This is a genomic window from Cobetia sp. PDI-23MA, assembly GCF_059507735.1.
The window spans coordinates 2,025,598-2,051,005 of sequence record NZ_CM183352.1 but is presented as its reverse complement, the minus strand read 5'-3'; the positions used below and the strand labels follow the sequence as shown (position 1 = coordinate 2,051,005).

At 62.2% G+C, this 25,408-nt stretch carries 21 protein-coding genes; 9 read left to right on the top strand and 12 right to left on the bottom strand.

Annotated elements, in window-relative coordinates:
* Window positions 1-453: 453 nt before the first annotated feature.
* The 7 genes from AC5WNJ_RS08695 (at window position 454) to AC5WNJ_RS08665 (ending at window position 7,939) form a co-directional block, all read left to right on the top strand.
* Window positions 454-1,443 (top strand): DctP family TRAP transporter solute-binding subunit, encoded by a 990-nt coding sequence (locus AC5WNJ_RS08695; RefSeq protein WP_213114649.1) that lies wholly within the window; start codon window positions 454-456, stop codon window positions 1,441-1,443.
* Between the two features lie 239 nt (window positions 1,444-1,682).
* Window positions 1,683-2,177, top strand: coding sequence for a TRAP transporter small permease (locus AC5WNJ_RS08690; RefSeq protein WP_225346693.1), 495 nt, complete (start codon window positions 1,683-1,685; stop codon window positions 2,175-2,177).
* Window positions 2,167-3,462, top strand: coding sequence for a TRAP transporter large permease (locus tag AC5WNJ_RS08685; protein WP_175088805.1), 1,296 nt, complete (start codon window positions 2,167-2,169; stop codon window positions 3,460-3,462). The genes AC5WNJ_RS08690 and AC5WNJ_RS08685 overlap by 11 nt, the downstream gene beginning before the upstream one ends.
* 426 nt (window positions 3,463-3,888) lie before the next feature.
* On the top strand, window positions 3,889-4,131 hold the full coding sequence (locus tag AC5WNJ_RS08680; RefSeq protein ID WP_225346692.1) for a DUF1656 domain-containing protein: 243 nt from the start codon (window positions 3,889-3,891) through the stop codon (window positions 4,129-4,131).
* Between the two features lie 105 nt (window positions 4,132-4,236).
* Window positions 4,237-5,217 carry an efflux RND transporter periplasmic adaptor subunit gene (locus tag AC5WNJ_RS08675; RefSeq protein ID WP_175088804.1) on the top strand — a complete coding sequence of 327 codons (981 nt, stop codon included), beginning with the start codon at window positions 4,237-4,239 and terminating at the stop codon, window positions 5,215-5,217.
* 3 nt (window positions 5,218-5,220) lie between these two features.
* On the top strand, window positions 5,221-7,431 hold the full coding sequence (locus AC5WNJ_RS08670; protein ID WP_175088803.1) for an FUSC family protein: 2,211 nt from the start codon (window positions 5,221-5,223) through the stop codon (window positions 7,429-7,431).
* A gap of 184 nt (window positions 7,432-7,615) precedes the next feature.
* Window positions 7,616-7,939, top strand: a complete 324-nt coding sequence (locus tag AC5WNJ_RS08665) for a hypothetical protein (RefSeq protein WP_175088802.1) — start codon at window positions 7,616-7,618, stop codon at window positions 7,937-7,939.
* A 132-nt stretch (window positions 7,940-8,071) separates the two neighbouring features.
* Here the strand turns inward: AC5WNJ_RS08665 and AC5WNJ_RS08660 are convergent, their stop codons facing one another.
* The 10 genes from AC5WNJ_RS08660 to AC5WNJ_RS08615 all read right to left on the bottom strand — a co-directional run bounded on the left by AC5WNJ_RS08660 (window position 8,072) and on the right by AC5WNJ_RS08615 (window position 22,787).
* Entirely contained in the window at window positions 8,072-9,460 is a 1,389-nt protein-coding gene (locus AC5WNJ_RS08660; protein ID WP_175088801.1) for a GntP family permease, read from the bottom strand.
* Between the two features lie 507 nt (window positions 9,461-9,967).
* Window positions 9,968-11,956 carry a beta-galactosidase gene (locus AC5WNJ_RS08655; protein WP_175088800.1) on the bottom strand — a complete coding sequence of 663 codons (1,989 nt, stop codon included), beginning with the start codon at window positions 11,954-11,956 and terminating at the stop codon, window positions 9,968-9,970.
* Window positions 11,957-12,026: 70 nt separating this feature from the next.
* The gene (locus tag AC5WNJ_RS08650) at window positions 12,027-14,249 is read right to left on the bottom strand and encodes an alpha-galactosidase (protein WP_175088799.1); all 2,223 of its coding nucleotides are present in this window, start codon (window positions 14,247-14,249) and stop codon (window positions 12,027-12,029) included.
* Between the two features lie 44 nt (window positions 14,250-14,293).
* On the bottom strand, window positions 14,294-15,220 hold the full coding sequence (locus tag AC5WNJ_RS08645; protein ID WP_225346691.1) for an SMP-30/gluconolactonase/LRE family protein: 927 nt from the start codon (window positions 15,218-15,220) through the stop codon (window positions 14,294-14,296).
* 72 nt (window positions 15,221-15,292) lie between these two features.
* Window positions 15,293-15,907 (bottom strand): 2-dehydro-3-deoxy-6-phosphogalactonate aldolase, encoded by a 615-nt coding sequence (locus AC5WNJ_RS08640; protein WP_175088798.1) that lies wholly within the window; start codon window positions 15,905-15,907, stop codon window positions 15,293-15,295.
* Window positions 15,908-16,003: 96 nt separating this feature from the next.
* The gene (locus tag AC5WNJ_RS08635) at window positions 16,004-17,038 is read right to left on the bottom strand and encodes a 2-dehydro-3-deoxygalactonokinase (RefSeq protein WP_175088797.1); all 1,035 of its coding nucleotides are present in this window, start codon (window positions 17,036-17,038) and stop codon (window positions 16,004-16,006) included.
* On the bottom strand, window positions 17,035-17,832 hold the full coding sequence (locus AC5WNJ_RS08630) for an SDR family NAD(P)-dependent oxidoreductase (protein WP_175088796.1): 798 nt from the start codon (window positions 17,830-17,832) through the stop codon (window positions 17,035-17,037). Before AC5WNJ_RS08630 ends, AC5WNJ_RS08635 begins: the two co-directional genes overlap by 4 nt.
* Window positions 17,833-17,928: 96 nt before the next feature.
* Window positions 17,929-19,077: a galactonate dehydratase gene (dgoD, locus tag AC5WNJ_RS08625; protein WP_175088795.1), complete on the bottom strand. Its 1,149-nt coding sequence runs from the start codon at window positions 19,075-19,077 to the stop codon at window positions 17,929-17,931.
* A 97-nt stretch (window positions 19,078-19,174) separates the two neighbouring features.
* Complete coding sequence (locus tag AC5WNJ_RS08620; protein WP_225346689.1) at window positions 19,175-19,972, bottom strand: FadR/GntR family transcriptional regulator; 798 nt, start codon at window positions 19,970-19,972, stop codon at window positions 19,175-19,177.
* Window positions 19,973-20,333: 361 nt separating this feature from the next.
* Window positions 20,334-22,787 (bottom strand): cache domain-containing protein, encoded by a 2,454-nt coding sequence (locus AC5WNJ_RS08615; RefSeq protein WP_175088794.1) that lies wholly within the window; start codon window positions 22,785-22,787, stop codon window positions 20,334-20,336.
* 463 nt (window positions 22,788-23,250) lie between these two features.
* On the opposite strand from AC5WNJ_RS08615, the gene AC5WNJ_RS08610 reads away from it, so the two are divergent.
* Window positions 23,251-23,541, top strand: a complete 291-nt coding sequence (locus AC5WNJ_RS08610; RefSeq protein ID WP_175088793.1) for a hypothetical protein — start codon at window positions 23,251-23,253, stop codon at window positions 23,539-23,541.
* 326 nt (window positions 23,542-23,867) lie between these two features.
* Here AC5WNJ_RS08610 and AC5WNJ_RS08605 read toward each other — a convergent pair whose 3' ends face one another.
* Window positions 23,868-24,227, bottom strand: coding sequence for a hypothetical protein (locus AC5WNJ_RS08605; RefSeq protein WP_225346688.1), 360 nt, complete (start codon window positions 24,225-24,227; stop codon window positions 23,868-23,870).
* A gap of 286 nt (window positions 24,228-24,513) precedes the next feature.
* On the opposite strand from AC5WNJ_RS08605, the gene AC5WNJ_RS08600 reads away from it, so the two are divergent.
* The gene (locus tag AC5WNJ_RS08600; protein ID WP_175088791.1) at window positions 24,514-24,687 is read left to right on the top strand and encodes a DUF2970 domain-containing protein; all 174 of its coding nucleotides are present in this window, start codon (window positions 24,514-24,516) and stop codon (window positions 24,685-24,687) included.
* A gap of 189 nt (window positions 24,688-24,876) precedes the next feature.
* Here AC5WNJ_RS08600 and AC5WNJ_RS08595 read toward each other — a convergent pair whose 3' ends face one another.
* A complete protein-coding gene (locus AC5WNJ_RS08595; RefSeq protein ID WP_175088790.1) occupies window positions 24,877-25,407 on the bottom strand; it encodes a DUF934 domain-containing protein in 531 nt (176 codons plus the stop codon).
* Window position 25,408 lies beyond the last annotated feature (1 nt).

Here is a 25,408-nt window from a genome sequence, read left to right as displayed (position 1 = left end):
CACGGCATTTTGCAAAGGGGAAATATCGTAAAACTCCCTGCTGGCGGGGCCTGCGCGAGGATTGGCCATCCTGCATCGCTGGATACATTTCTTGGCGACACACGCTGATGACACCCGATGGTCGAGCGTTTCGTACGCAAGAGGTCTCGGAAAATCCGTGGGGTGGATAAATGTACAGTGATTCGTAATGCAGCGAGTCAGCCTGTGAGCGTCGAAAAAGCGCCGATCTGTCGCATGGTCGAATGGTCAGCGACCAAAGTAGATGCGAATCTGCCTCTGGACACACTCAATAACATCATAATCAAGAGGTTATTCATGACCCTGACCGCTGTACACGCCAACGCTGGCCCCGCCCCTCGTCATCTGCGTCACTGCACTTCGGATCATTCTCCAGCCCTTTCTCAAAGCCAGACCGCGCGCCCGCGTGCCGCTGCCACGGGTCGCTCCGCCTTGATGGCCGGCGTGCTTGGGCTGGCTCTGCTGTCACCGCTGATGGCGAGTGATGCCGAGGCGCGCGAGCTGTCCGTCTCCACCGTGTTGTCGGATGCCTTCCCGTGGGGGCAGGCGGCCGAGAAGTGGGCGGAGCTGGTAGAGGAGCGCTCCGGTGGCGACCTCACCCTGCGCGTCTATCCGAATGCCCAGCTGGTGGCGGGGGACCAGACCAAGGAGTTCTCGGCCATGCGTCAGGGGCTGATCGATCTCGCGGTGGGCTCGACCATCAACTGGTCGCCCCAGGTGCCGGAGCTCAACCTGTTCTCGCTGCCGTTCCTGATGCCGGACCATGCCGCCATCGATGCGCTGACCCAGGGCGAGTCGGGCAAGCAGGTCTTCGCCGCCATCGAGTCCAAGGGCATCAAGCCGCTGGCGTGGGGCGAGAACGGCTTCCGTGAGGTGTCCAACTCGTCGAAATCGATCACCTCGCCGGATGACCTGAAGGGCCTGAAGATTCGTGTGGTGGGCTCGCCGCTGTTCCAGGACACCTTCACGGCGCTGGGCGCCAACCCGACGCAGATGAGCTGGGCGGATGCCAAGCCGGCACTGACCACCGGCGCGGTGGATGGCCAGGAGAACCCGCTGTCGGTGTTCGATGTCGCGCGCATCGATCAGGTCGGTCAGAGCCACCTGACGCTCTGGCACTACATGGCGGACCCGCTGATCTTCGCCGCCAACCAGCGCGTGTGGAAGTCGCTCAGTGAACAGGAGCGCACTCTGCTGACCGAAACCGCCAGGGAAGCAGGCGCGTGGGAGATCGCCATGAGTCGTGAAGGCAATGCCCAGCGGCTGGCGGACATCGAGGCGCGCGGCGTGAATGTCGTCAAGCTGGATGAGGATGCGATGCAGGCCTTCCGGGATGCCACCCAGTCGGTCTACGAAAGCTGGACACCGAAGATCGGTGAGGCGCTGGTCGAGACGGCACGTGCCGAGGTCGAGGCCTCGCGCTGAGCCTGGCCATGATCGCCGCTGCTCACAGAGCAGATGACATCGGGAATAATGCGGTCTATGCGCGTTATTGAGTGAAGAACCACGCCGGGGCCTGACAGCCTCGGCGTTCGTGTGGATCGCGTGTCATGTCGCAAAAGTCGCAACAATCCTCTCAACAAGCATCACCTCAAACGTCGCAACGAGCTCTGCAAGACGGCGCCAATGGAGCGCCTGCCCCCACGGACAGGCCACCGCCACGCGTGCGGCCGGAGTCCTGGCTGGCGGCGTTGGCGCTGGGACTGATCGGTATCATCAGTCTGGCCAATGTGGTGGTGCGTTATGCCACCGATGCCTCCTTTGCCTTTACCGAGGAATTCTCGGTCTTCCTGCTGGTGTTGTTGACGCTGGCGGGCGCCTCGGTGGCGATTCGCCGTCAGGCGCATATTCGTATCGCATTGCTGGAAGACGTGCTGCCGTTGCCGCTCTGGCGACTGGTCGTGATCGTGCAGACCCTGGCGGTGCTGGTCGTGCTGGGGCTGGTGGTGTGGTTCGGGGGGACCTTCGCGCTGGAGGAGTATCAGTGGGACTCGCTGTCACCGGGGCTGGGTCTGCCCAACTGGTGGTACGTGATCTGGCTGCCCATATTGGCGCTGGCGATGGCCTGGCGTCAGTTGCAGCAGTGTGTCGAGCGTCTTTCGCAAGGGCCCGGTCAAAATGCGTCGTCAGAGCACAAGGAGTCAGATCATGAGTCCTGATCTCTGGTTGCTCGCCAGTTTTGCCGCCCTGTTGATACTCGGCGTGCCGGTGGCCTTCGCGCTGGGGCTCTCGGGTGCGGTGGGTATCGTCGCGGGGCTGCCGGTCAGCATGCTAGCCACCCTCGGCACCAATACCTACAACAGCATCGCCAAGTATCCGCTGATCGCCATTCCGCTGTTCATCCTGACGGGGCTGGTGTTCGAGCGTGCCGGTGTGGCGGCGCGGCTGGTGCGCTTTGCCCAGGCGCTCATCGGCCCGCGTCACGGGGGGCTCGCACTGGTGGCGGTGCTGGTATGCCTGATCATGGGCGGCATGAGCGGCTCCGGCCCGGCGGATGCGGCCGCGGTGGCGATGGTGATGATCCCCAGCATGACTCGGGCGGGCTACCCCAGGGCGTTCTCGGCGACGCTGATTGCGGCCTCGGCCTCCACGGCGATCCTGATCCCGCCGTCCATCGCGCTGATCCTCTATTCCATCGTGGTGCCGGGGGTGGATCTGCGTGCGCTGTTTGCCGCGGGCCTGATTCCGGGCTTGCTGGTGGGCGTGGCCTTGCTGCTGCCGGCCTGGTTCCTTTCGCGTCGCTATCGCTGGGAAGACCCGACTCAGGTAGAGCGTATCGCGCTGGGTCCGGCGTTCCGCGCAGCGATCCCGGCCCTGCTCGCGCCGGTGATCATCCTCGGCGGACTGCGCTCAGGCCTCTTCACGCCCACGGAAGCGGCGGTAGTGGCCGCCGCCTATGGGCTGTGTGTCGGGTTATTCATCACCCGCGAGCTCAAGCTCTCCCAGGTGTGGGAACTGCTCAGAGAGGCGGCCGTCATCTCCGGTGTGGTGATGCTGATCATCGCGCTGGCGGGCATATTCGCCTGGGCGGGCACCATGCTGGGTACCTTCCGGCATCTGGCCGAATGGCTGATCACGCTGTCGGATAGCGGAACGACGCTGCTGATTCTGGTGATGGTGGCAGTGCTGATTGCCGGGATGCTGCTGGATGCGGTCTCCATCTACCTGATCCTGATGCCGGTGCTGATTCCGGTGATGCAGCACTTCGGCTGGCATCCGGTGTGGTTCGGTATCCTGCTGGCGATGAACATCGCGATCGGGCAGTTCACCCCGCCAGTGGCGGTCAATCTGATGGTGACCAGTAGCGTGGCCGGGGTCCGGCTCGAGAAGACGGTAGGTTGGGCCATGGTCTTCGTGGTGGCGATGCTGGCAGCGCTGGCGGTGGTGATGTTGTTCCCTGAGCTCGCCCTGTGGCTGCCACGCGTGCTCGGCTACGCGGTGTAGCAATCTGCAGGAAGCAGGAAGTGGAAAAAACAAGACGGCTTGCCTTCCGGGTAAGCCGTCTTGCGTTCGGGGCACCTTGTACTCTGCTACTACCTGAATACTTGGCGTCCAGGCTGATTGTTCCAATTAGCGTTCAGCCAAATTGAGAGCGGATTCTGGTCGCCCGTTGTGCGAGGAATGGGGTGATTCTTCTGACGCAACGGTGCGCGACGGCAAAAAATGTTAGCCTGCATATATTCTCAGCGACGACGCTGCCCTCCAGATCCGCATGGTGGAACAGTCCACTCGCGGACCTTGAATGCGCACGAGTCTGCCACCATCGTTGAACGCTGATTGTACGCATGTCAGTCGGGATTTTGTCAGGTGGGACCAAGCTCTCGCATGACGCAAGCCAGATCTCGCATAACACAGGATTAGGACATCTCGATGAAGGAAATCGCTGCAGGCAATGATGTTGCGCCTGGCTTCAATGCGCTGCATGAAATGGTGGTCGGGGAATTCCTGATCAGCCCGATGCTGGTCTATGCGCTGGTCGCCTTGCTGGCGGCGGGTATCATTCGCACGCTGCTGCATCGTCTGTTGGCCAATCACGAGCTCTGGTTCGAGGCCTGGTTCGATATCTCGCTGTTTGTCATCTGTCTGGCGGCGGTGGTCGCCCTCGTGACGTGACGTGCGCCATTCCTTCAGCGTTACGCCATTCGTGATCCCGATCTTCCCATGCCCCGTTTCGTGGCACCCATTTTCCCCAGCCCCTCTATTCCCCAAGGAAACCGCATGCGCAACCTGCGACACAAAGCCGTCAAATGGATCATCACTCTCTGTCTGGTGGCGGCTGCAGCCTGGTGTGCGGTGTGGCTGTGGAATACCTACATGTACAGTCCCTGGACGCGCGACGCCCGGGTGCGCGCCGAGGTGATCACGTTGAGCCCGGATGTCTCCGGTTGGGTGCGTGAGCTGAATGTGGCGGATACCACGCGCGTCAAGGAAGGGGACGTCATCCTTCAGGTCGATCGTGCGCGCTATGAGGCCGCGCTCGCCAAGGCCAAGGCCAGTCTCGCCAGTGCCAGGGCGACCCTGAGTCTGAAGGAGCATGAAGCCAATCGTCGTGGTCGCTTGACCAATCGTGCCATCAGTGAGGAAGAGCGCGACAGTGCGCGTCTGGAAGCCGAAGTCGCCCGCGCCGACGTGCAACAGGCCGAAGCCGCGGTGCAATCCGCGCAGCTGGATCTCGATCGTACGCGTCTTGTGGCACCCGCCGACGGTAGCATTCTCAACATGCACCTCAGTCAGGGCAATTACGTCACGGCCGGCACGGCGGTGATGGCGCTGATCAAGGAAGACTCCTTCTACCTGAGCGCCTACTTCCAGGAGACCAAGCTGCAGCATGTGCGTCCGGGCGATCCGGTCCAGATCACGCTGATGAGCGGCAATGAAGACTTCAAGGGGCGGGTCGTGGGGATCGGTCAGGGCATCGCCGATGACAATACCGCGACCAATGCCCAGCAGCTGCCTCAGGTCAGCGCCACCTTCAGTTGGGTGCGTCTGGCGCAGCGCATTCCGGTACGGGTGGAATTTGATGATATCGAGGCGGTACGTGCCTCAGGTGTCAATCTTGCCGCCGGCATGACGGCGAGTGTCAGGCTGATCACTGCTGAGGATGGCAAGGATGAGACCAGTCATGCCAAGGCGGATCCTGCCAAGGCGGAACCTGACGAGATAGATCAGGCCGCCCAAGACGCAGACGGGAAGCACTGATCCATGTCTCCCGCTCTGGCCGCCTTTCTCAGGCCTTCGCCGTTCGCCCTGAAGTTCGCCACCAAGGGTGTGCTGGCGATGGCGCTGGCCCTCTACGCCGCCTTCTTCTTCGACCTCGATCGACCCTATTGGGCGCTGATCTCGGCGGCGTTTCTGCAGACACGTCCGATGTCGGGCATGGTGGTCGAGAAGGGCATCTGTCAGGTCACGGGTACCTTCGTCGGTACCTGTGTGGCCGTGGTGATCATGGGCTGCTTTGCCCAGGTACCCGAACTGGCGCTGGGCTCGGTCACACTGTGGATCGGGCTATGTATCTATGGCGCCTCGCTGACGCACAACAATCTGTCCTATGGCTGTGTGATGGCGGCGGTGGCCTGCATGATCATCGTGGTGCTGACGTCCTCGGCGCCGGATGACTTCTTCTCGGTGGCGCTGGCCCGTCTCAGTGAGCTGAGTCTCGGCGCGCTGTGTGCTGTCGTCGTGAGTGCGCTGCTATGGCCGATACGGGTACGGGATCATCTCGGCCAGCTGGCGGACACAGCGGTGAATGCCACCTTCCGCTATATGGCGCTGGCGTTCTCGATGCCGTTAGAGGGAGGCAAGACAACTGGACGGCAAAAGGATCAACATCAGGAACGCATGGCGATGCTCGAGCAGATGATGACCGGGTTGGAGGCGCTCAACAATCTCGAGATCGATGCTCACTCGGCGCGTTATGAAGGCCCCCAAGGCAAGGGACGTATTCGCGGTGTTCACTTGCTGACACGGCGCAGCATGCGTCTCTACGCGACACTCAAGGCCCTGCACCAGCTGCGTCATCCCGAGTTCTTTGTGCCATCACAGAACGATGACGGTGGGGCAAGCGCACAGCCCAACGAGTTGAACCAGGTAAAGAGAGAGGAAGCCGAGCGTTTCAGTCAGCCGACCCAGGACCTGATGCAACGTCTGGGCGCGGCTTTACAAAGCATGGCCGACAATCAGGGCACGGCCCAGGCTCGCAAGACGCTCAAGGAGCTGCGCGGGGAATGTCTGCGCCTGTCACGCGGTCAGCGAAGCATCACCGCGCTGGAAGCCAGATTGCTGTTCAGTCTGCGTGAGGTGCTGGGGCATGCGCTGGTCATCCTGCAGGCACGTGAGGTCATCAATCATCCCGACCGTCATCAGCTGCGTCAGCCAAGCATGAGTTGGCACCGCGATCACGGACGCGCCGCCATTGATGCGATCCGCGCGATGACCATCTTCAGCGCCACGGCTATCTTCTGGCTTGCGACGGCGTGGGACAACGGGGCGGTGGCCATGCTGCTAGGGACTTTGTTCTCGGGCATCTTCGTCAGCCGTGGTGATCCGGCGCCGATCATTCCGATGGTGCTCAAGGGCTTGCTGCTGGCGGTCCCGAGCGTATTGCTGTTCGGCAATGTCATGCTCAGTCACGCCCACCACTTCGTGCCCTTTGTGACCATCTTCAGTATTCCTCTGTTCCTCGGCCTGATGGGGTCCGTCGTGCCGGCGCTGGCGGGTATCGCCTTGCCCTTCGTGGTGTTCAATATTCTGCTGGTGATGCCGGACAACGGTATGACCTTCGATGTCGCCTATACCCTCAATCGAAGTCTGGCAGCCGGGATCGGTCTGATCGTGACCATCATTGGATTCCGCCTGATCCCTGTGCCGGGAGCCGGTTGGGACAAGCGCCAGCTGATTCGCGCCACGGCGAGTGATATTCGTGAGCTGGCGGAGCGCTCTACCGAACGCCTGGACAGCTGGTTCGGCGGCCGTATGGGCGACAGGCTGTTGCGCCTGGCCCGGCATGAGCAGACTCGCAGTCGTGAACAGGAAGCGCGCCGCAGTGGCGAAACTGCAAACGGCCAGCCCGATGCTGCACAGGAGCAAGTGCTCGGAATGCCGCTACTGACGCTGGGCCTGACAGGGATGGATATCGGACGCGGCATAGGCTTCGTGCGGCGGGAATTGGGCAACGATGTGCCGCGCCCGGTACAGCACGCCTTGCGCGAATTGATCCATGGGCTGGCGGATGACTATCAGCGCTGTGCCCGAGGGGAGAGCCCTACCAGAATGCGTGCGGCCGGCGATCGATTATGCGAAGTGATCGAGCAACATCGCACCATGAGTCGGCACAAGCAGGCGCTGCTGGCGGGCTGGCTGACGCGAGTTCAGCTAACCTTGCAAAGTGATGCATTGCTTCAGCGGCAACAGTGATAACGGCCGCTATCCGAAAGTGACTTGCCAGGATATAGAGTTGATAACCGGTTGAAGGATGTTGTTTGCAGGTTTTATTAAAATATATGCATAAATCAGCCGGAAGTACATCCTGTGCGCTATGATAAGTGGCAAAGCTCAAAAATGAGCAAAAACGATGAGCGCCTTGATGCAGGAGAGAGCCATGGCTTTCATGAATGATATTACTCACAGCGGGCGCAATGTTCCCGAACGCTTTCGGCGTGTCACCTTCACGACACAATACCTGCATGAGTTGAATCTCTATGTACTGCCGACCAGCGAGGTATTGTTGCGCATCTCTCAGGCGGGCGAGGACCTCATGCTGCTGCAGTTCGATGATGAGTTTCATGCCGAATTCATCGCCTCGCGTATCGTCGAGTGGGTCGCCGAGAATCCAGGCACCGACCGCGATGACCTTACGCTCTGGATAAAGACGCGTGCACGTCATGAGACGCTGAACCCGAAGCGGGCTCACCACGTCTACTGAGGTGTCAGCGCATTGCTGGCGTGATTGCTCAACAAGAAGGCCACCCGAATGGGTGGCCTTCTTGTCATTGTATTGGTGTCACTTTGCTCCGCTTATGGCCAGTAGCTTAAACGGTTCAAAAGCTGTTACGGCTCAGAAACTGCCGACCAGGCTGCCCAGGGTCACGACGGCAATCAGGGCCAGCATCGGGAAGGCGACCGTCATCATGAACATCTGGCCGTAGGATTGGCGGTGAGTCAGCTTGCAGATCGCCAGCAGGGTGATGACCGCTCCGGAATGCGGCAAGGTGTCCATGCTGCCCGCCGCCAGCGCCGCCACGCGGTGCATCAGTTCCAGGTCGATGCCGGCATTGACGGCCATCTCGCGGTAGGTTTCGCCTAGAGTCGACAGCGCGATGCTCATGCCGCCGGATGACGAGCCGGTGATGCCGGCCAGCACATTGACTGCCACCGCTTCCGAGATCAGCGGGTTGCCCGGATACAGGCCGAGCACCGCCTCCTTGACCATCGCGAAACCGGCCAGGCTGGCGATCACCGCGCCATATCCCACCTCTGAGGCGGTATTGAAGACCGGCAGCATGGCGCCAAAGCAGCCATTGTTGACGGTGGTCTTCAGGTCGGCCCACTGCTTCCAACGTGAGATGACCAGCCAGGTGGAGGCCAAGGCCAGCGCGATCAGGATCGACCACATGCCGGTGGCGCCCGCCGGGTCAAGCTCCGGGAAGGCCTCGCTCAGGTAGGAGAAATCGATGCGCGGGAAGACGAGATAGGTCATCAGGGCGTTCAGGCCGATGACCATCACCAGCGGAATCAGCGCCGTGATCATGCCCATCTGTGCGGTGGGCGCCATGGATTCCTCCAGCGCTTCGTCCTTGTGAACTCCGTAGCCTTCCCCCTGTGCCTGAGCCTTGCTGGCACGTCCCTTCAGCCACCAGGTACCCAGCCCTAGCATGATCAGGCCTGCGATGATGCCCAGGCCTGGCGCTGCAAAGCTGTTGGTCTGGAAGTAGGGGATCGGGATGGCGTTCTGGATGGCAGGTGTGCCGGGGAGTGCCGTCATGGTGAAAGTGAAGGAGCCGAGGGCGATGGCCGCGGGCAGCAGTCGCTTGGGCGTGCCGGTGCGCTGGAAGAGCTGAGCGCCAATCGGGTAGACGGCGAAGGCGACCACGAACAGCGAGACGCCCCCATAGGTGAGCAGTGCACAGGCCAGGACCACAGTCAGGATCACATGGCGTGTGCCTAGGCGTTTGACCAGGCCTTCGGAGATGGCATGCGCGGCCCCGGAATCGGCCATCAGTTGACCGAATAGGGCACCGAGGATGAACAGCGGGAAGAACTTTGCCAGATAGCCGCCCAGCTGACTCATGAAGGTCACGGTGTAGCTGGGCAGCAGGGCGGCTGCATCTCCTGACAGGACGACGGCGAGGGCGGCCATCAGAGGGGCAAGCAAGAGAACGGTGATACCGCGGTAGGCCAGGAACATCAGCAGCCCGAGCGATATCAGAATGGCAAGAATACTCATGGGGGTATCTCGTAGTTGGCGTTATCGTAGTCGTGGGTCGTCTGCCATTGACGACGGTTGTCCTGTTTACAGGTGCGTGGCCTGTTGTTTTTGCTATTTATTGGCTTATATACAGAGACATCCAGCACACTAGAGATTGTCTGACATGAGAACAATGCGCCTTAAGTGGCAGCGCTGTGCGGTCAGCAAGCACTCAAGGGCAAACTCCATCTGGCCTTGCGCAGTGAAAAGAGAGGTCGTTTTACATCAAAATATATACCGTTATCTTCATTCTGCTTTATTTTGACGATAAGACAGCCTCAGTCATCCGGTAAGCAGGGGGGGGGGTCAGCACGTGTTGTAGTCACTCATGAAGCCTGCAGACCCAGAATAGCTATCCAAAAAAGCGGCGCCCGAAGGCGCCGCGACAAGTGATCGAACAGTCTGCCGGTCGCGAAATCCGAGAGATGTCCTGCTTTCAAGCAAAGTCGATTTTCGCGTTGAATGAGTGGGCAGGAGCCGCCGCACTCAGGGGCGCTTTTCGTCACTGAACCAGATACAGACGTCAGCGGGTGCCAGCACCCGGCTACCGGCCAGCAGCCCGCTGTCATTGACGAGGCCTTCCGGCAGCCAGCGCGGCTCGGGGGCATAGTTGAAGGCGAAGTTCAGCGGCCCGCGCCGCCTCAGGCGCACGCCGTCGGGCAGGGCATGAGTGGTGATGCCGCAGGCCTGACACTCCGCCTGCAGAATCGCCACCAGAGTGTCTTCACTCAACCAGGCGGTCAGATAGCTGACACCGCGCTGATGCAGGATGGCGGGTTCGCCATCCTCGAAGCGCGTTACCACCTGGGCACTGGTGCGCTGATGGTCGAGCAGGTCGCGCCAGCGCAGGGCATGGCCGTGTGCACCGTTGCTCAACATGACGGCCGGCTTGGCACCTGGCCGCAGGCCGTCGACTCGATCGACCGTGACGCCAGCCAGCTCGCTGAGTGCGCCGGGTGCCAACTGCGCGGGTATCTGAAACTCCGGCGTGCGCGAGCCGGAGCGTGCGCCGATCACCACGCGACTGCCTGAATCGCGCGCCGTGCTAAGACGCGCCGCCAGTGCCTCATCGGCAATTACCTGACAGGGCAGCACAATCAGTGAATAGCCAGAAAGCGCATCGCGCGGTGAGACAATATCGACATCAAGCCCGAGCCGCCGCAGCGCGCTGTACCAGCTCAGGTACAGTTCGAGCGGGTTGAAGTTCTCGGCGTGAGGCTGGATCTGACAGGCCCAGATGGAGGCGTAATCGAACATCAGGGCGGCGGGCGCCTGCTGGGCAGACGCCGAGTCATGTTCCGCGAGTGTCGCCAGTTCATCGCGCACCTGCAAGAGCTCCGGCCAGGCCGAGGCGGGCGAGCCATCCGGGCGCAGCAGGCCAGCGTGCATCTGCTCCTGGGCGAAGGGCGCCTGACGCCAGCGGAAGTAGGAAACGACTTCGGCGCCATGCGCGAAGGCTTCGTGGCTCCACAGTCGCACCATGCCGGGCAAGGGCGCGGCGTTGCTGATCGCCCAGTTGACCGGGCCCGGCTGCTGCTCCATCACCCACCAGCGGCCCTTGCACATGGCGCGGTAGAGGTCGTGATGGAAGCCGGCAAAGTCCGGATGACCTTGCTGGCGATAATGGGCCTTGGTGGCGTCGTCGTGGGCGCCGCGCTCCAGAAAGCCCAGCGGGTAGCTGTCCCAGCTGGCGATATCCAGGTCCCGGGCGACATCGAAGTGATCGAATTCGGTGAACAGGCCCATGAAGTTGTGCACGATATCGCCGCTGACACCCGCGGCACGCAGGGTGTCGACCTGCAGGCGGTTGTATTCGACCACCATGTCGGAGCAGAAGCGTCGATAATCGAGCACGATGGCCGGATGCGGCTCGGTCACGGTGCCGACGGGCGCCTCGACCTGGGAGAACTCGCTGACTTCCATGCTCCAGAACACCGTGCCCCAGGCCTCATTGAGGGCCTCGACCGTGCCATAGCGCGCCTCGAGCCATTGGGGGAAGCGGGCGCGGGCCGCTGCGGAGTAACTGAGGATGGTGTCATGGCAGCCGTACTCGTTGTCGGTCTGCCAGGCGATGACCGCGGGATGGTGGGCGTAGCGCTCGCCCATCAGGCGCACGATGCGCTCGCTCAAGGTGCGGAACGTCGGCGAAGAGAAGCAGTAGTGACGACGCGAGCCATAGCCGCGTGTGTCGCCATTCTCATCGACGGCCAGAATTTCCGGATGAGCATCCACCAGCCACTTGGGCGGTGTCGCCGTGGGCGTGCCCATCACGATCTTGAGACCAGCCGCCGCCAGAACCTCGACGGCCTCATCCAGCCACTCGAAGCGCAGGTCACCCGCGCTGGGCTCCAGGCGACTCCAGGCGAATTCTCCGATACGCACGACACGAACGCCGGCTTCCATCATGTCGCGAGCATCCTGCGGCCAGCGATCACGTGGCCAGTGTTCCGGGTAATAACAGACACCGAGCTGCATGGGGTTCATCCTTGATGCTGAAAGTGGGGAGCGAGCGCGTCGCATGCAATGACATCCTGCGTGGCACGCGTCATGGCGCTACCGCATGGAGGTGAATCAGGATTGCCTGGTCGGGGTCCAGCACCGGCAGGGCGAGGCCTTCTCGCATCAGGTACTCACCGGAGACGACGACCGGCTCGCCGGCCTGTTGTCGGCTGATCCAGGCGGGCAGCTGTTTCATGCGTCGCTCCGGGTGCTCCGGCAGTTCCAGCAGCTCGAGCCGGTAGGCCGTGTCGGCTTGCAGGCCGGCCAGCGGCTGGGCGGCGGGCACGGCGTGGCGTGGCATGGCCAGCTGGCTGATGCTGAACAGGGCCTGCTGCCCATCCTGACTGACCACGCCATGGGCATGCTGATCGTCATCCAGGCAATCCAGACGCCAGCTGACACCGTTGTGCAGCAGGCCACGCAGCGCCTTGTAGCGCGCTATCCAGCCGCCCAGCTCACGGCGCTCTGCCTGGCCGAGCTGGCTGACATCCAGCTCCAGTCCCAGATGACCGAACAGCGCCGTGGAGGCACGGAAGGCGAGCGACGTGCGTCGCGAGGTGGTATGGGCGTGTTGCGGGCCGATATGCGCACCCAGAAGCTCCGGCGGCAGCACGCGACTGGCCCCGCGCTGGATATGCGTGCGCTCGTGGGGATCGTTGCAGTCAGACGTCCAGACGCGATGGGTGTGCCGCAGAATGCCGTGATCGGTGCGCGCGCCGCCCGAGGCGCAGCTCTCGATCTCGACGCCGGGATGCGCCTTTCGCAGGCGGGCCAGCAGCGAGTAGAGCGCGCTGACCTGGGCATGGGCGGCAGGCTTTCCGCGTCCTTCCTCCGACTGGCCGCCCGCGTGGGTCAGGTCGCGATTCATGTCCCATTTCAGATACTTGATCGGGTAGTCGCTGAGCAGCGCATCGAGGCGCGCAAACAGGTAGTCACAGACCTCGCGGCGAGTCAGATCCAGCACGCATTGATAACGTCCCAGCGGCTGCTCGCGCCCCTCCAGCCCGAGAATCCAATCCGGATGGGTGCGGAAGAGTTCACTGTCCGGGTTGACCATCTCGGGCTCGACCCACAAGCCGAATTCCATACCGTGCGCCTGCACGGACTCGATCAGCGGCCCCAGCCCCTGCGGGTACTTGTCGGAATCCAGATACCAGTCGCCAAGGGCGGCGCGCTCGCCACTTCGGCCGACGAACCAGCCATCATCGAGCACGAAACGCTCGGCACCCACCTCACCGGCAGCAACGACCAACTCCTCGAGACGCGCCGCATCGTGATCGAAATAGAGTGCTTCCCAGGTGTTGACGTGTACCGGACGCGGCTTGTCGGCCACCGGCCAGTCAAGCCGCGCGCGCAGGGTGCGATGCATGCGCTGGCTAGCGCCATTGATACCTCTATCCGACCAGGCCATCACCACTTCCGGGGTGGCCACGCTGTGGCCGGCGGCCAGCATCTGCTCGCCAGGCAGTAGCAGGGCACCCATCTGCAATTGAGTGCTGCCATCAAATTGACGCTCGATCAATGCGCGATGATTGCCACTCCACGCCAGATGCGCGGTGATGACTTCGCCACGCTGCTCGCTGAAACCTGGCGTGCCGGTGATCAGCGTCGGCACGCGTTGATGCGAGCTGCGGCCGCGACGGTTCTCGAGCGTGAAGGTGCCTTCGCTGAGACGATGACGCGTCTCGGTGAATTCCTGCACCCAGCGGCCGCCGAAGCTCAGGCACTCCTCGAAGCGGACTGGCAGCGGCAGGCAGGCGGCCGCCAGCCACTCGAGCCGATAGGGCGCGGATGACTGATTGGTCAGGGTCGTCTGCTGGCGCAATACGCCCTCGCGGGTAACGGTCAGCGCCAGCAATACTTCCAGCTCACTCAGGCTGTCGCGAAGCGTCAGGCGGGCGTGAGCGCCGGAGGCATCCGTCGAGCAGGCCACATCGCTCAGGCGCATCGCCGTCAGCCAGTCGCGGCCTTCGCGGTCACCGATCAGCGCGGGATAGCCGGCAAAGCCGAGCCCGGCATCATTGAACAGGGTATTGGGCGGCAGCTGATCCAGGCTGGCCTGGGGCGTGGCGGCAGCGCTCATCAGGCGGTGCTGGTCCGGATTGATGGGCGCGATGCGCCCGAAATGGGCCAGCTTGAGCAGGCCATCGGCGAGATCCAGCTGTAGCTGGATGCCATCGGCACTCAGGCTCAACCACTGCTGATCGCTTGACCAGGTCGCGTCAGGCGCAGCCGGAGGTCGGGAGGATGGGGCGTCTGCGGTCATCATGAGGGGTCCAGAAATAAAGAAAGATCAGAGAGGGAGTGGCGGTGTCAGCCCAGCACCAGTGGTAGCTCTGCTAGTCCCTTGAAGCCGTGTGCTGACAGGTTCAGCGTGAAGAGATCACCATCGCCCGCCGCATGAACCGGCGTGGCCATGCCTTCATGCGCCGTGGTGACATACAGCGTGTTCAGCCCTTCGCCACCGAAAAGTGGGCACGAAGGCTGACTGACCGGCAGCGCTACATGGGCGATTTCCTTGCCGTCGTGGTTCAGCCTTGCCACGCGGCCGGCCCCCCAGAGCGCGATCCACATATGGCCTTCGGCATCGATCACGGCGCCATCCGGGCCACCACCGGCATCCCGCAGATCGGCCCAGACTTCGGGGGCGTTGTATTCACCTGCTGACTTGAGTGGCCAGCCATCGGCGTCCAGCTGCCAGCGCATCACCTGACCGGTAACGGTGTCGGTGAAATAAGCAAAGCGGCCATCCGGCGAGAAGCACAGCGCATTGGGAATAGTCAGCCCCTCGAGTACGCGGGTCAGCTCTCCGCGATGCAGTCGATAGAGGCTGCCAGCGCCGGACTCGGCGTTGCAGCCCATGCTCGACAGCCACAGACTGCCGTGGCGATCGACCCGCGCATCATTGCTGCGCGTGGCCGGCGCCGCGTCCGCCTCGAAGGGCATGAAATCCTCCACGGCGCCGGTCTCGGGGGTGTAGCGCGAGAGCATTCCCTGGCCGACCAGCAGGTAATCGCCGTCTTGGGTAACGGCTGCGTAGGAGGTGCGGCGCGCCAGCTGAGTGATGACGTGATCACTGCCGTCCGCGGCCGCGTGATGCAGCTCGCCGGCGAGGATGTTCAGCCAGCGCACCCGGGCAGGTAGGGTGCTTGTCGCGGGCGTCCAGCCCGGCCCTTCGCCCAGCTCGCAGCCACTGGCGACGAGGCGACTGGCAGTGCCAAGGCATGGGGATGACATCATCTGCTGCTCCTTTGCGATATCCGTGCTCTGTTCGTTGTCTCGTCACTCTTGCGGCGGCGTGACTTGTCGCTATCAGTCTGCCGCCAGCCATGCCGCGACCAGCGTGCGGGCACGTTCACCCACTTCGGCCGCGCTCAGGCCGGGCGTGTAGATGGCCGTGCCGAGGCCGGCGCCGTGGACACCCGCCGCACGCCATTCGGCGAAGTTGTCACTGCCGATGCCGCCGACGGCATAAAGCTCGATGTCCTTGGGCAACACGGCCAGCATGGCCTTCATGTTGACGATGCCGACCTGAGTCGCCGGGAACAGCTTGAGGCCCGAGGCGCCGGCAGTGAGAGCCGCGAAGGCTTCCGTCGGCGTGACGATGCCGGGCAGCGAGACCATCTCCAGGCGGCGGCTTTCGCGGATGACGTCGACATCGGCATTGGGCGAGACGATCAGACGGCCGCCGGCGGAGTGCACATCGCGTACCTGCTGTGGGATCAGCACGGTGCCGGCACCGATCAGGATCTTGCCGTCATGCGCGCGCTCGCAGTGCTCGACCAGCGCGGCGATGCTCTCCAGCGGTTGTGGGGAGTTGAGCGGGACTTCGATGCGGGTGATGCCGGCGGCGATGATCTCGTCGGCGATGGCGATGACGTCTTGCGGTGTCACACCGCGCAGTATGGCGACCAGAGGCAGGCTCATGGCAATCTCCAGAAATGGGTCTATTTGAAGAGGAGCTGTGTGAACAAGGGCTGTGTGAAGAGAGAAATGCTGTCTGGCAATGCCAGAAATGCTCAATCAATGGCTCACAGAGGCATGTTTTGATGACAAGCCACGGTCTGATGATGACTGCGTGGATGATCGTCCACGCCGGATGCGTCCGAGCCCTGCCAGAATCATGTCGGCGTTGGCCGCGGTGGTGACCTGATAGCCCAGATGCTCCAGCGCGACCTGATAGCGCTGGCATAGCACGGCGTCGCCGATCAGGGTGATGGTGGTGTGATCTGAAAGCTCCGCAGTAGCGCCCGCCAGCTCAAGTCCCAGCACCAGGCCTGACAGGCGTGCACCGAGCATCGCCTTGCGAGCGTCACTCTGAGGCAGAGATGTATCGAGCAGATCGCGGGCACGAATGCCGAACAGTTGCGCGGTGGTGCGCTCCGGGGCAGCAAGCGCTGTATCGATGCCCTCCAGATAGGCATCGCGCTGGGTGGCGTCGGTGAGATCTCCAGCAGCGACGGAGTGCTTGAGCACCGAATCCTGACTGAGCAGCTTGTAGAGTTCGCCGCTCATGAAGGTGCTGAAGCCGGTAATGTCGCCATTGACGAGATGCGCCCACTTGGCGTGGGTGCCGGGCAGGCACACCGCACCGCTGTAGCCGGGCTGGGCGGCGACAAGGCCCGCCAGCTGGGTCTCCTCGCCACGCATGACATCGTAGGTCGGCTGCTGCTGACAGAGGCCCGGCACGATGGCGACGGCAAGGCGGCTGTCGCGCGTCGTGACATGGGTCAGTCGCTCACCGAGGGCAGCAAGCACATCACGGGAAGGCGTCTTGTCTGCGGGCAGCGGCAGGTAAGCCGCCTCCTGCCAGCCCTGACGCGCGCCGGCCATGCCACAGATCAGTACCGGTACGGGTGCCGTCGCATCATCCGGCAGCCAGTCATTGATCAGCACGCGCAGCACATCCTCGAACTCATCCGCCGCCAGTCCCAGCATGCCGCGGGCACTGCTGGCCTGAGCGATGACCTCATCTTCGTCAGTGACGGCCCAGGCGCGCAGATTGCTGGAGCCCCAATCGACGGCGATCCAGGCCGGCGTGACGCTGACGCCGCTCACACTCGGCCTCCGTCTACCACCATCGGCTGGCCGGTCATCATGCGCGAGGCGCTGGAGGCCAGGAACAGGCACGGATTGATCATGTCCTCGACCGGAATGGCCTCTTTCAGGCACTGCTGATCAATGCACTCGTTCAGGTCCTTGTCGTTGACCCACAGCTCACGCTGACGCTCCGTCATCACCCAGCCCGGAATCAGGCAGTTGACGCGAATGGCGTCCGGGCCCAGCTCACGTGCCAGTGCCTTGGTCATGCCCATGATGCCGGCCTTGGCGGTCACGTAGGTCGGGTAGCCGCCCAGTCCCAGCATGTAGCTGTTGGAGGACAGATTGATGATGGCGCCGCCACCCAACGCGCGCATGTCGGGGGCGACGGCCTGGGCAGTGAAGAATTGCGGGCGCAGGTTGGTGGCGATGGATTCATCCCACTGTTCCACCGTCCACTCATCCAGCGTATGACGGGTGTCACGCGCGGCGTTGTTGACCAGTACATTGATCAAGCCGTGGGCCTCACGCGCCTGAGCGACGGCGGCCTGCAGTGCCTCGATGTCCTGGATGTTGCAGGGGATGAACAGCGGACGATTGGCGTAGCGAGCTTCCATGGCGTCACAGAATTCGCTGGCATCGGACAGGCCGACGAAGGCGACCTTGGCGCCCTGGGCGAGGAAGCCTTCGGTCAGCGCGGCGCCGATGCCGGAGCCACCTCCGGTGATGAAGACGCTGGCGCCTTCGAGGTCCGGGTAGCGAAAGTCGGCGAAGGCGGAGCCTTCAGACGTGGATGATGTGGTACGAGTCATGTCGAATCCTTCCTTGAGCGTGACAGGCCTTCGGCGGAAGGCCTGTCCTGGCATGGCGTCTAGGTTGTCAGCGGGTGCGTTGCGGCTTGCTCGGCATTACCACTCGGCGACGGAGCCGTCTTCGTGGGTCCACAGCGGGTTGCGCCAGCGATGGCCGACCTTGGCACGCTCCTCGACGAAGGCTTCGTCGATCTCGACGCCCAGCCCCGGGCCCTGCGGAATGGCGCAGAAGCCGTCCTTGATTGCCAGCGCATCCTTGTCGACCAGGTAATCCAGTACGTCGTTGTCCTTGTTGTAGTGGATTCCCATGCTCTGTTCCTGGATGAAGGCGTTGTGACACACCGCGTCCAGTTGCAGCGAGGCCGCCAGCGTCAGCGGGCCGAGCGGGCAGTGCGGGGCCAGCGCCACATCGTAAGCCGAGGCCAGGGTGGCGATCTTCAGGCCTTCGCTGATGCCGCCACAGTGGGAAAGATCCGGCTGGATGATGTCGACCATGCCGTCCGCCAGCAGATCGCGGAACTGGAAGCGGGTGTGCAGGCGCTCGCCGGTGGCGATGGACGTCGCGATGCCTTCGGCGATGTGCTTGAGCGACGGCAGGTGCTCAGGCGCGACCGGTTCCTCGATGAACATCGGGTGGAACTGCTCCAGCTCACGCAGCAACGCCTTGGCCATCGGGCGATGCACGCGACCATGGAAGTCGATGCCGATGCCGACATCCGCACCGACCGCATCACGGGCCTCGGCGACACGTGCCACGGCGTCATCGATCTTCTTGTGCGAATCGACGATCTGCATCTCCGGCGTGCCATTCATCTTGAAGGCGGTGAAGCCCTGATCGACCAGCGCCTTGGCGCCTGCGCCGACATCTGACGGGCGGTCACCGCCGGTCCAGGCATACATGCGCATCTTGTCGCGCACCGGGCCGCCGAGCAGCTGATGCACGGGCACTCCCAGATCACGGCCCTTCAGGTCCCACAGCGCCTGATCGATGCCGGCGATGGCAGACATCAGGATCGGGCCACCACGGTAGAAGCCCGCGCGGTACATCACGTTCCACAGGTGCTCGATATTGCGCGGGTCCTGACCGACCAGATAATCGGACAGCTCGTGCACGGCGGCCTCGACCGTCGCGGCGCGGCCCTCGATGACCGGTTCGCCCCAGCCATAGCAGCCTTCATCGGTCTCGATCTTGAGAAAAAGCCAGCGCGGCGGAACTTGCCAGGTCTTGAGTCGGGTGATTTTCACGGATGCATCCTTGTTGAGAATGGGCGTTTGAACGAGGCTCAGCGCCAGGCGAAGCGGGTGGTGGAATCGGTCGTCATCAGCTGACGCCCGATCAGCATCAGAAGCGGCGGTGTCCCAGCTGTGGGTGGTCAGGTGAGAAGCCGAGATCGCGCGCTGCGGTCTCCAGCACGCGCTCGGCACAGGTGCGTGCCATCTCGGGCTGGCGCAGGCGAATGGCCTCCATCACCGCGCGGTGACGATCGAGGCTGGCGCGATGATGGCTGTGATCATGCTGCTGCGCGGACTGCTGGGTACTGTGGATCAGTTGGCTGATGGCAGGGCGCAGCAGGCTGCCAAGTTGTGTCCACACCAGATTGTGCGTGGCGTGGTAGATGGCTTCGTGGAAGGCGACATCGTGCTCGGCGTGCGCCTCACGCGAGCTGTCATTGGCGGTATTGACCATGCCTTCGAAGGCGCGCTCCAGGCGCGCGAGGTCCTGGGCGTTGGCCTTCATTGCGGCCAGCGCACTGACATAGGGCTCGACGGACAGGCGGAAGGCGTAGATCTCGCGCATCAGGTCCGGGTTGATACCGTCGAGACCGCTGACCCAATGGCTCATCAGCGGATCCAGCAGCTGCCATTCGCTCATCTCGCGCACGATGGTGCCACGCCCGGCGGTACGTTCCAGCAGCCCGGCGCTCACCAGCTGAGCCAGGGCGTTGCGAACACGGTTGCGGCTGGCGTCGAAGCGCTGGCAGAGGTCCAGTTCACGCGGAAAGCTGTCACCGGGGCCGAAGCTGCCCGCGAGAATTTCCCGCGCCATGCAGGTGGCAATGGCCTCCATGCTGCGCGGGGTCGCGTCGTTCGCCGAGGCGCTGTCAGTGGCGAGTGAGGCTGCCGCCAGAGAGTCGGTCATTGAGATGCCTGTCGTGAGAGGATGGTCAGGAGAGTCACTGCATCGCATCGCCTTCGAGCGCGGCGCTGACGCATGAGGTTCCGAGCATCAGGATAAATGTCTGAACACACATTAATAAATGTCGGACATTTCAACAAGCCACAAGCTCTTCAACTTTGGTCGCGCGAAAAGTTCGCCCGTCACAGCTAACAATGGCGCAGCCAACGAGGAGGCGGGTAACAAGGGGGAGTGAAAAGGGTGCATCTACAACGAACGGGGCCAGACACGATGTCTGGCCCCTGTCACGGTTGGTAAGACGGCTCACATGCAAAGCGGGTCATCGGGAAGCGGGTCACCAGGAAAGCTTGGCGCCATGATCAGATCACGCCGATGGCGGGTAGCGAGCCATATGGCCATTGAGGGTCAATTGCCATTCCTTGAGTGTCTGGGCACAGGAGAGATCGAGCAGCGTGATCTCGAGCGTCGCGGTGTCCTCCAGCGATGACAGCAGCGATGTCAGGGAATTGGCGGTGGGTGGCGAGGCAGTGCCATTGGCTGGCGCCTCGAACAGTGGCTCATTGCCTTCAGGGCGGCGAGTCACTTTCTGCGCAGGCGAGATATCTCGACATTGGTGCCCCATCACGATGAAGTTGCCCTCACTGACGCGGAAGACACGCAACGGATAGAAGCAGGCATTCAGGTGTGGGCCAAGCTGGGCATCGAGTGGCGCAAGGTGTCTGTCGTCAGCGCTGCGGCGCGATCCTTTCATGCCGCCCAGGTGAAGATGGCACAGCGTGATGTGCTGCCCCATGGCGTCCTGACACTCCCGGGCCAGCGCTTCGAGAGCGGCATCCAGCAGTGCGCGGGTGAAGCAGCCACTGTGGCTGTCGCGCCACCGGTTCGGGTCACGCTCTACCTGCTGCGGGCAGAGTCGATGCAGGGTGGGTGCCGGCGCTATCGGTTGCTCCGTCAGTACTTCACGCGCCGCTTGCAGCAACTCTGGTGGCATAAGGCCTAGACGGTGTTCGATCTCGCTCAGTGCCTGGGCCTCACTGACACCGGTGTGTCGCACCAGCTCGATGACCTGCACGACCAGTGCCAGAGTGCTGGCAGCGAGCGACGTCGCTGCTGTATCGGCCGAGGTCTGCTCTGCCTGTGGGATATCTGCACGAGGAGGAGCAGACGGAGACATGGCAGGAGGTGTTGCAGAGGTTTGCGAGGTCGCGGCAGCGTTGCCGTTTGCATACGATGTCAACCTGCTGCAGGCCCCCAGCATGAACTGCTGACTGGCACGCAACAGGTCAGCTTCCGCGGGTGCCATCAGGGCATCTTCCATCATGCGTGCACCGACCTCGACATGGCGACGCAGCAAGTGATACTGATCGAAATGGAGTTCATCGCGCGGTCGCAGCAGGGAGTCAGGCAGCGCCAGCTTGCCGATATCGTGCAGCATGGCAACGCGCTCCAGCGTGGCGATTTCCTGGCGGTCCATCCCGAGTCGTGTCGCGATGGCGCTGACAAGATTGGCGGCCAGAAAGTCTTCTCCCGAGCGCTCGGGACAGCGTTCCTCACGGATCATGCGCATCACCGCCCCGAGCCTGTCTTCGCCGCGCTGCTCAAGCTCATGCTCCAGCTGATTCATGCGCTGGCGCATCTGCAGCTGTCGCTCGCGATACTGGCACAGGAAGGCGTAGCCAAAGGCCAGACAGAGCATCAAGGTCACCAGCAGGGTGATCAGGAAATGCCAACGCTCCAGCGCGTGCTTCTTGTTCATCAAGTCTTCGTGCGCCTGGAGGGCGGCTTCACTGATGTCATCGAGATAGACGCCGCTGGCGATGATCCACTGGAAGGGGGGATACAGGGCGGCGTAGGCGGTCTTGTCGACCTGCTCGGCGCCCGGGCGCTTGGGGAAGCGGTAATCGAAGTAGATGCCACTGCCGTTCAAGACACCCTCGAGCTCGGTGCGATACGGGAAGCGGCCACTGCTGTCCTGGTACTCGGTCGACAGCAACTTGCCTTCGGTGGCCGGCAGCAGAGGATGGATCAACCGGCGTGCATAGCCCTCACCTCCGGTCGGGTCCAGGATCTCGTTGATCCAGACATAGCGGCTTTCCTCGCGCTCGATACTGGCGTGCAGAGACTGTCTCAGCTCATTGGCGACCAGAAAGGCCACCATCTTCGGGTCGATATGCACCAGCGCCCAGGGGGCGGGCTGTTGTCGTCGATCAAGGCGCACGGCGCCGGGGTTACCTTCCTCCTGCCCCAGCGGCACGGCAAACACCAGCCCGGCATCCGTGCCGCGCAGGAATTGTGGCTTGCGCATGCCCGCATTGAGGCGCTGATTCAGCTCCTGATTCCACCAGTCAGGGTGGAGCGTGGTGGGGAGCTGCATGATGTCGATCCAGTCCGGGTTGATGCGCAGGTCCGGGAACTGGCGCAACAGTTCGGTACTGACGAAGGAGCGATCGCGTCCACTCAGATGGCTGATGCCCAGTGACGGGGAGCGCATGGTGGTGATGAGAAGACGTTGCAGACGATGCTCGTAATCGCGATGCCGCGAGGCGATCATGCCGAGCGTCTGCTCCACCATTAATCTGGCCTGTTGACGCCGCTCCTTGGCGACCAGCATCTGTGTCGCCTGGGCCTGCAGAATATCCTGCTCGCGACTCTGCGATTCCTGAAATACCAGCAGGGCACCAAGTGAGAGACAGGAGAGTGCGGTCAACCCCAGCCATAGGCGCAAGGGCTTGCCCAACGGACGCTGTCTGACCGGGGAGCGAAGATCGGGCGGGCCGGTATCTGGCCCATGTCGAGAGAGATCACTATCCTTGATCATCGAGTCACGTCATCCATGAGTGATGCGGTGGCGCCGGGGAGGGTGATGATGGCACTGTTTCGAGCATAGCGGCTAGCGCAAGACCCAGAGGATATCGTTTCAGTCCTCTATGTCATCCAGCCAACGCTACGATGTTACCGCCCCAATGCCAAGAGAGGGCACTCAACACTCCGCGAAGCCCCAGTTCAGGGCAATTGCACGTTTTTCCTGTCGCGCGATGTCTTGCGAGCAGACGTTGAAAGGGGCATGATGAAGCTAGTTTTCTGTATGGCTTTCAAGAAGATATCTGTCATTTATCGATGGCTGTCCAGAAGAGGCTCGCTAACATCTTGATTTGAGGCGCGCCGGTCGAGTGTTGAAGGTGTCGTGCATAAGCTGCAAGTCAAATTGTCGCTCATCGTCCTGCAGTGAACTCATAGCGTTGTCTTCTTGTTGTCGACAAGATCAAAAGTGGAAATCGTGCATGAACCGACATGATGAAAAGATCATTGCCAGTGCTCGCAAGCAGCGTGCTCTCTTTGATGAGCTCGAAAAGGCGTTGGCAGAAGAGCTGAATGCGTTGGATCGCTCTTCTCAGCCTGCCCCCGCCGCCGAGTCGAACCACGACGCTGACGAGGCGCGCGCCCAGAAGCGTGATGAGGAGTTCGTGGCGCGACTCGAAAGCCTGATCGCGGAATTCGATCTTGATCGCGAGGCCGCCCAGACATGGCTGCGAGAGCTTGAGGCATTCAAGGGGAAAGCGGATTCAGAGTAAGCCCTCGTCTTGCCTGACTTGTCCTGCGCTACGCTCTGAGCAAGCCATGAGCTATCACCTGAGTCATGCAGTGGCTCGCGCGTCGCGATGGCTTTATCAGGCCTGCAAGCGTGTAAGCACAACGCCCAGCACTTCTACCTGAAGGCTGGGCGTTGTGCGTTTCTCGCTTGGTTCACCTGGATCCGATGGATCATCTAGCCCGATAGATCTTCTGACGTCTTCTTATTGGCTTGGTGGCTTGCTGACCTGGCGACGACACCACTAGCCTGTTGTCGACAAGGGCCTTTGGGCAACGCTCCCACCGGCCCCAGGCCCAGAGCTGCGCCCTAGATCTCTTCCCAGATGGCTTCCTTCAATTCGTCTGTCAGGCCTTGCAGGCGTTGCAGGCGCTTGACGGTATGTTCCTGTACATCACTGACGATCTCCGTCAGGCACTCCTTTGACTCGTGAGGGTCAACGAACCCGGAGGATAGCAGGCACTGGCCCATTTCCATGCTCTTGGTCTGCCACATGCGAATAAACTCGATCTCCTGCTCATATGCCTTGAGGCTCAGGCTCCACCATACCTGCTGACAACGCATCAAGGGGGCGAGGGGATGCACGAGGTCATCGGGTCGATTCATCCAGGGCAGTGGGGTGCTGAACAAGGCAGCGAAAGGGTGCATCGGTTGATTGGCGATTGGCATTCCGGACTCCTGTCTCATGGTATCTGATAGCTGATGAGTGCAGACCTTGGGGAAAATACCGGCGGGGCGGCTGGTGTTTGGCGTTATTGTGACCAATAGTGATAGTGGCTGGTGTCTAGTGGCACAGGCTTCGCAACCTGAGCTGAGTTGAGCATAGCTCCCTCTGCTGGAATGCGCGCGAGCATCCTGTGCTGTCTCCAGTCAACTCTATCCCGGCCCCCCCTGTCCTCAGACAACCCTGTGCCCTGATGATGAATTGCGTGAGGTCACCGACCAGGAGGCGATCATGATCAATGAAGTCAAATCCGTACTGGCAGCATTCTTTGGTGTCCAGAAGGAGGCCAATCGCAAGCGTGATTTCGAGCACGGCCATGCGCTGAACTTTCTGGTGGTGGGACTGGTGATGGCCGCACTGCTGGTGGGAGGGATGGCACTGCTGTCCACGGTCGTCGCCGGTTGAAGAGCCGCTCAGGCGACTGAGACGAAACGTCAGGCAAGACACTGCAGAGACTAACCATCCGGCACGAAAAAAGCCCCCGCCTAGGAGACCATCCTGGACGGGGGCTTTTGCTTGGTTCACTCGACTGCGATTGCTTTCTATCCCGCGTCTATCCGCAGGCAGTAACGGTGAGTGATCAAGAGCGGGCGATCAACGACGCGCGAACAGCGGCGTCTTCTGGTCGACACCGGTCTGGTAGCTGACGCTGAACAAGCTCAGGGCATGCAAAGCATCTTCCACGTACTGATCGTCACGCAGGGCGAAAGCACTGATGCCACAACGGCTCATGTAGTGGAGTTGATCCACCAGCACGTCACCGATGGCGCGAATCTCACCTTGGTAGCCGAAGCGCTCACGCATCAGGCGGGCAATGGTGTAACCGCGGCCATCATTGAAGTTCGGGAAGTCGACCCCCAGCAGTGGTGCGTCCGCCAGTGCCTTGCCCAGCTCGGGCGTGAGCTCGGTGTCACTGGCAAGCCAGGGCGCCAGATGATCAGAACCTTCACCGGCGGCGACCAGCGCCTGCCATTCTGCCAGCGGCAGCAGGGCAGGTTGCTGATAGCTCGGTAGATTGCCGTCTTCATCCAGACGCACGACCTGCCAGGCATCTTCGCTCACCAGCTGATTCTGACGGATGACGCCACCCTGGCGCTGATCGGTCAATTCACGTGCTGATGTCATT

What these genes read in the sequence shown, in the direction of transcription:
- AC5WNJ_RS08695 (WP_213114649.1), top strand. Translation starts at nt 454, where the DNA reads ATGGCCGGCGTGCTTGGGCTGGCTCTGCTGTCACCGCTGATGGCGAGT.
- AC5WNJ_RS08685 (WP_175088805.1), top strand. Translation starts at nt 2,167, where the DNA reads ATGAGTCCTGATCTCTGGTTGCTCGCCAGTTTTGCCGCCCTGTTGATA.
- AC5WNJ_RS08680 (WP_225346692.1), top strand. Translation starts at nt 3,889, where the DNA reads ATGAAGGAAATCGCTGCAGGCAATGATGTTGCGCCTGGCTTCAATGCG.
- AC5WNJ_RS08675 (WP_175088804.1), top strand. Translation starts at nt 4,237, where the DNA reads ATGCGCAACCTGCGACACAAAGCCGTCAAATGGATCATCACTCTCTGT.
- AC5WNJ_RS08670 (WP_175088803.1), top strand. Translation starts at nt 5,221, where the DNA reads ATGTCTCCCGCTCTGGCCGCCTTTCTCAGGCCTTCGCCGTTCGCCCTG.
- AC5WNJ_RS08665 (WP_175088802.1), top strand. Translation starts at nt 7,616, where the DNA reads ATGGCTTTCATGAATGATATTACTCACAGCGGGCGCAATGTTCCCGAA.
- AC5WNJ_RS08660 (WP_175088801.1), bottom strand. Translation starts at nt 9,460, where the DNA reads ATGAGTATTCTTGCCATTCTGATATCGCTCGGGCTGCTGATGTTCCTG.
- AC5WNJ_RS08655 (WP_175088800.1), bottom strand. Translation starts at nt 11,956, where the DNA reads ATGCAGCTCGGTGTCTGTTATTACCCGGAACACTGGCCACGTGATCGC.
- AC5WNJ_RS08650 (WP_175088799.1), bottom strand. Translation starts at nt 14,249, where the DNA reads ATGATGACCGCAGACGCCCCATCCTCCCGACCTCCGGCTGCGCCTGAC.
- AC5WNJ_RS08645 (WP_225346691.1), bottom strand. Translation starts at nt 15,220, where the DNA reads ATGATGTCATCCCCATGCCTTGGCACTGCCAGTCGCCTCGTCGCCAGT.
- AC5WNJ_RS08640 (WP_175088798.1), bottom strand. Translation starts at nt 15,907, where the DNA reads ATGAGCCTGCCTCTGGTCGCCATACTGCGCGGTGTGACACCGCAAGAC.
- AC5WNJ_RS08630 (WP_175088796.1), bottom strand. Translation starts at nt 17,832, where the DNA reads ATGACTCGTACCACATCATCCACGTCTGAAGGCTCCGCCTTCGCCGAC.
- AC5WNJ_RS08620 (WP_225346689.1), bottom strand. Translation starts at nt 19,972, where the DNA reads ATGACCGACTCTCTGGCGGCAGCCTCACTCGCCACTGACAGCGCCTCG.
- AC5WNJ_RS08615 (WP_175088794.1), bottom strand. Translation starts at nt 22,787, where the DNA reads ATGATCAAGGATAGTGATCTCTCTCGACATGGGCCAGATACCGGCCCG.
- AC5WNJ_RS08610 (WP_175088793.1), top strand. Translation starts at nt 23,251, where the DNA reads ATGAACCGACATGATGAAAAGATCATTGCCAGTGCTCGCAAGCAGCGT.
- AC5WNJ_RS08605 (WP_225346688.1), bottom strand. Translation starts at nt 24,227, where the DNA reads ATGCCAATCGCCAATCAACCGATGCACCCTTTCGCTGCCTTGTTCAGC.
- AC5WNJ_RS08600 (WP_175088791.1), top strand. Translation starts at nt 24,514, where the DNA reads ATGATCAATGAAGTCAAATCCGTACTGGCAGCATTCTTTGGTGTCCAG.
- AC5WNJ_RS08595 (WP_175088790.1), bottom strand. Translation starts at nt 25,407, where the DNA reads ATGACATCAGCACGTGAATTGACCGATCAGCGCCAGGGTGGCGTCATC.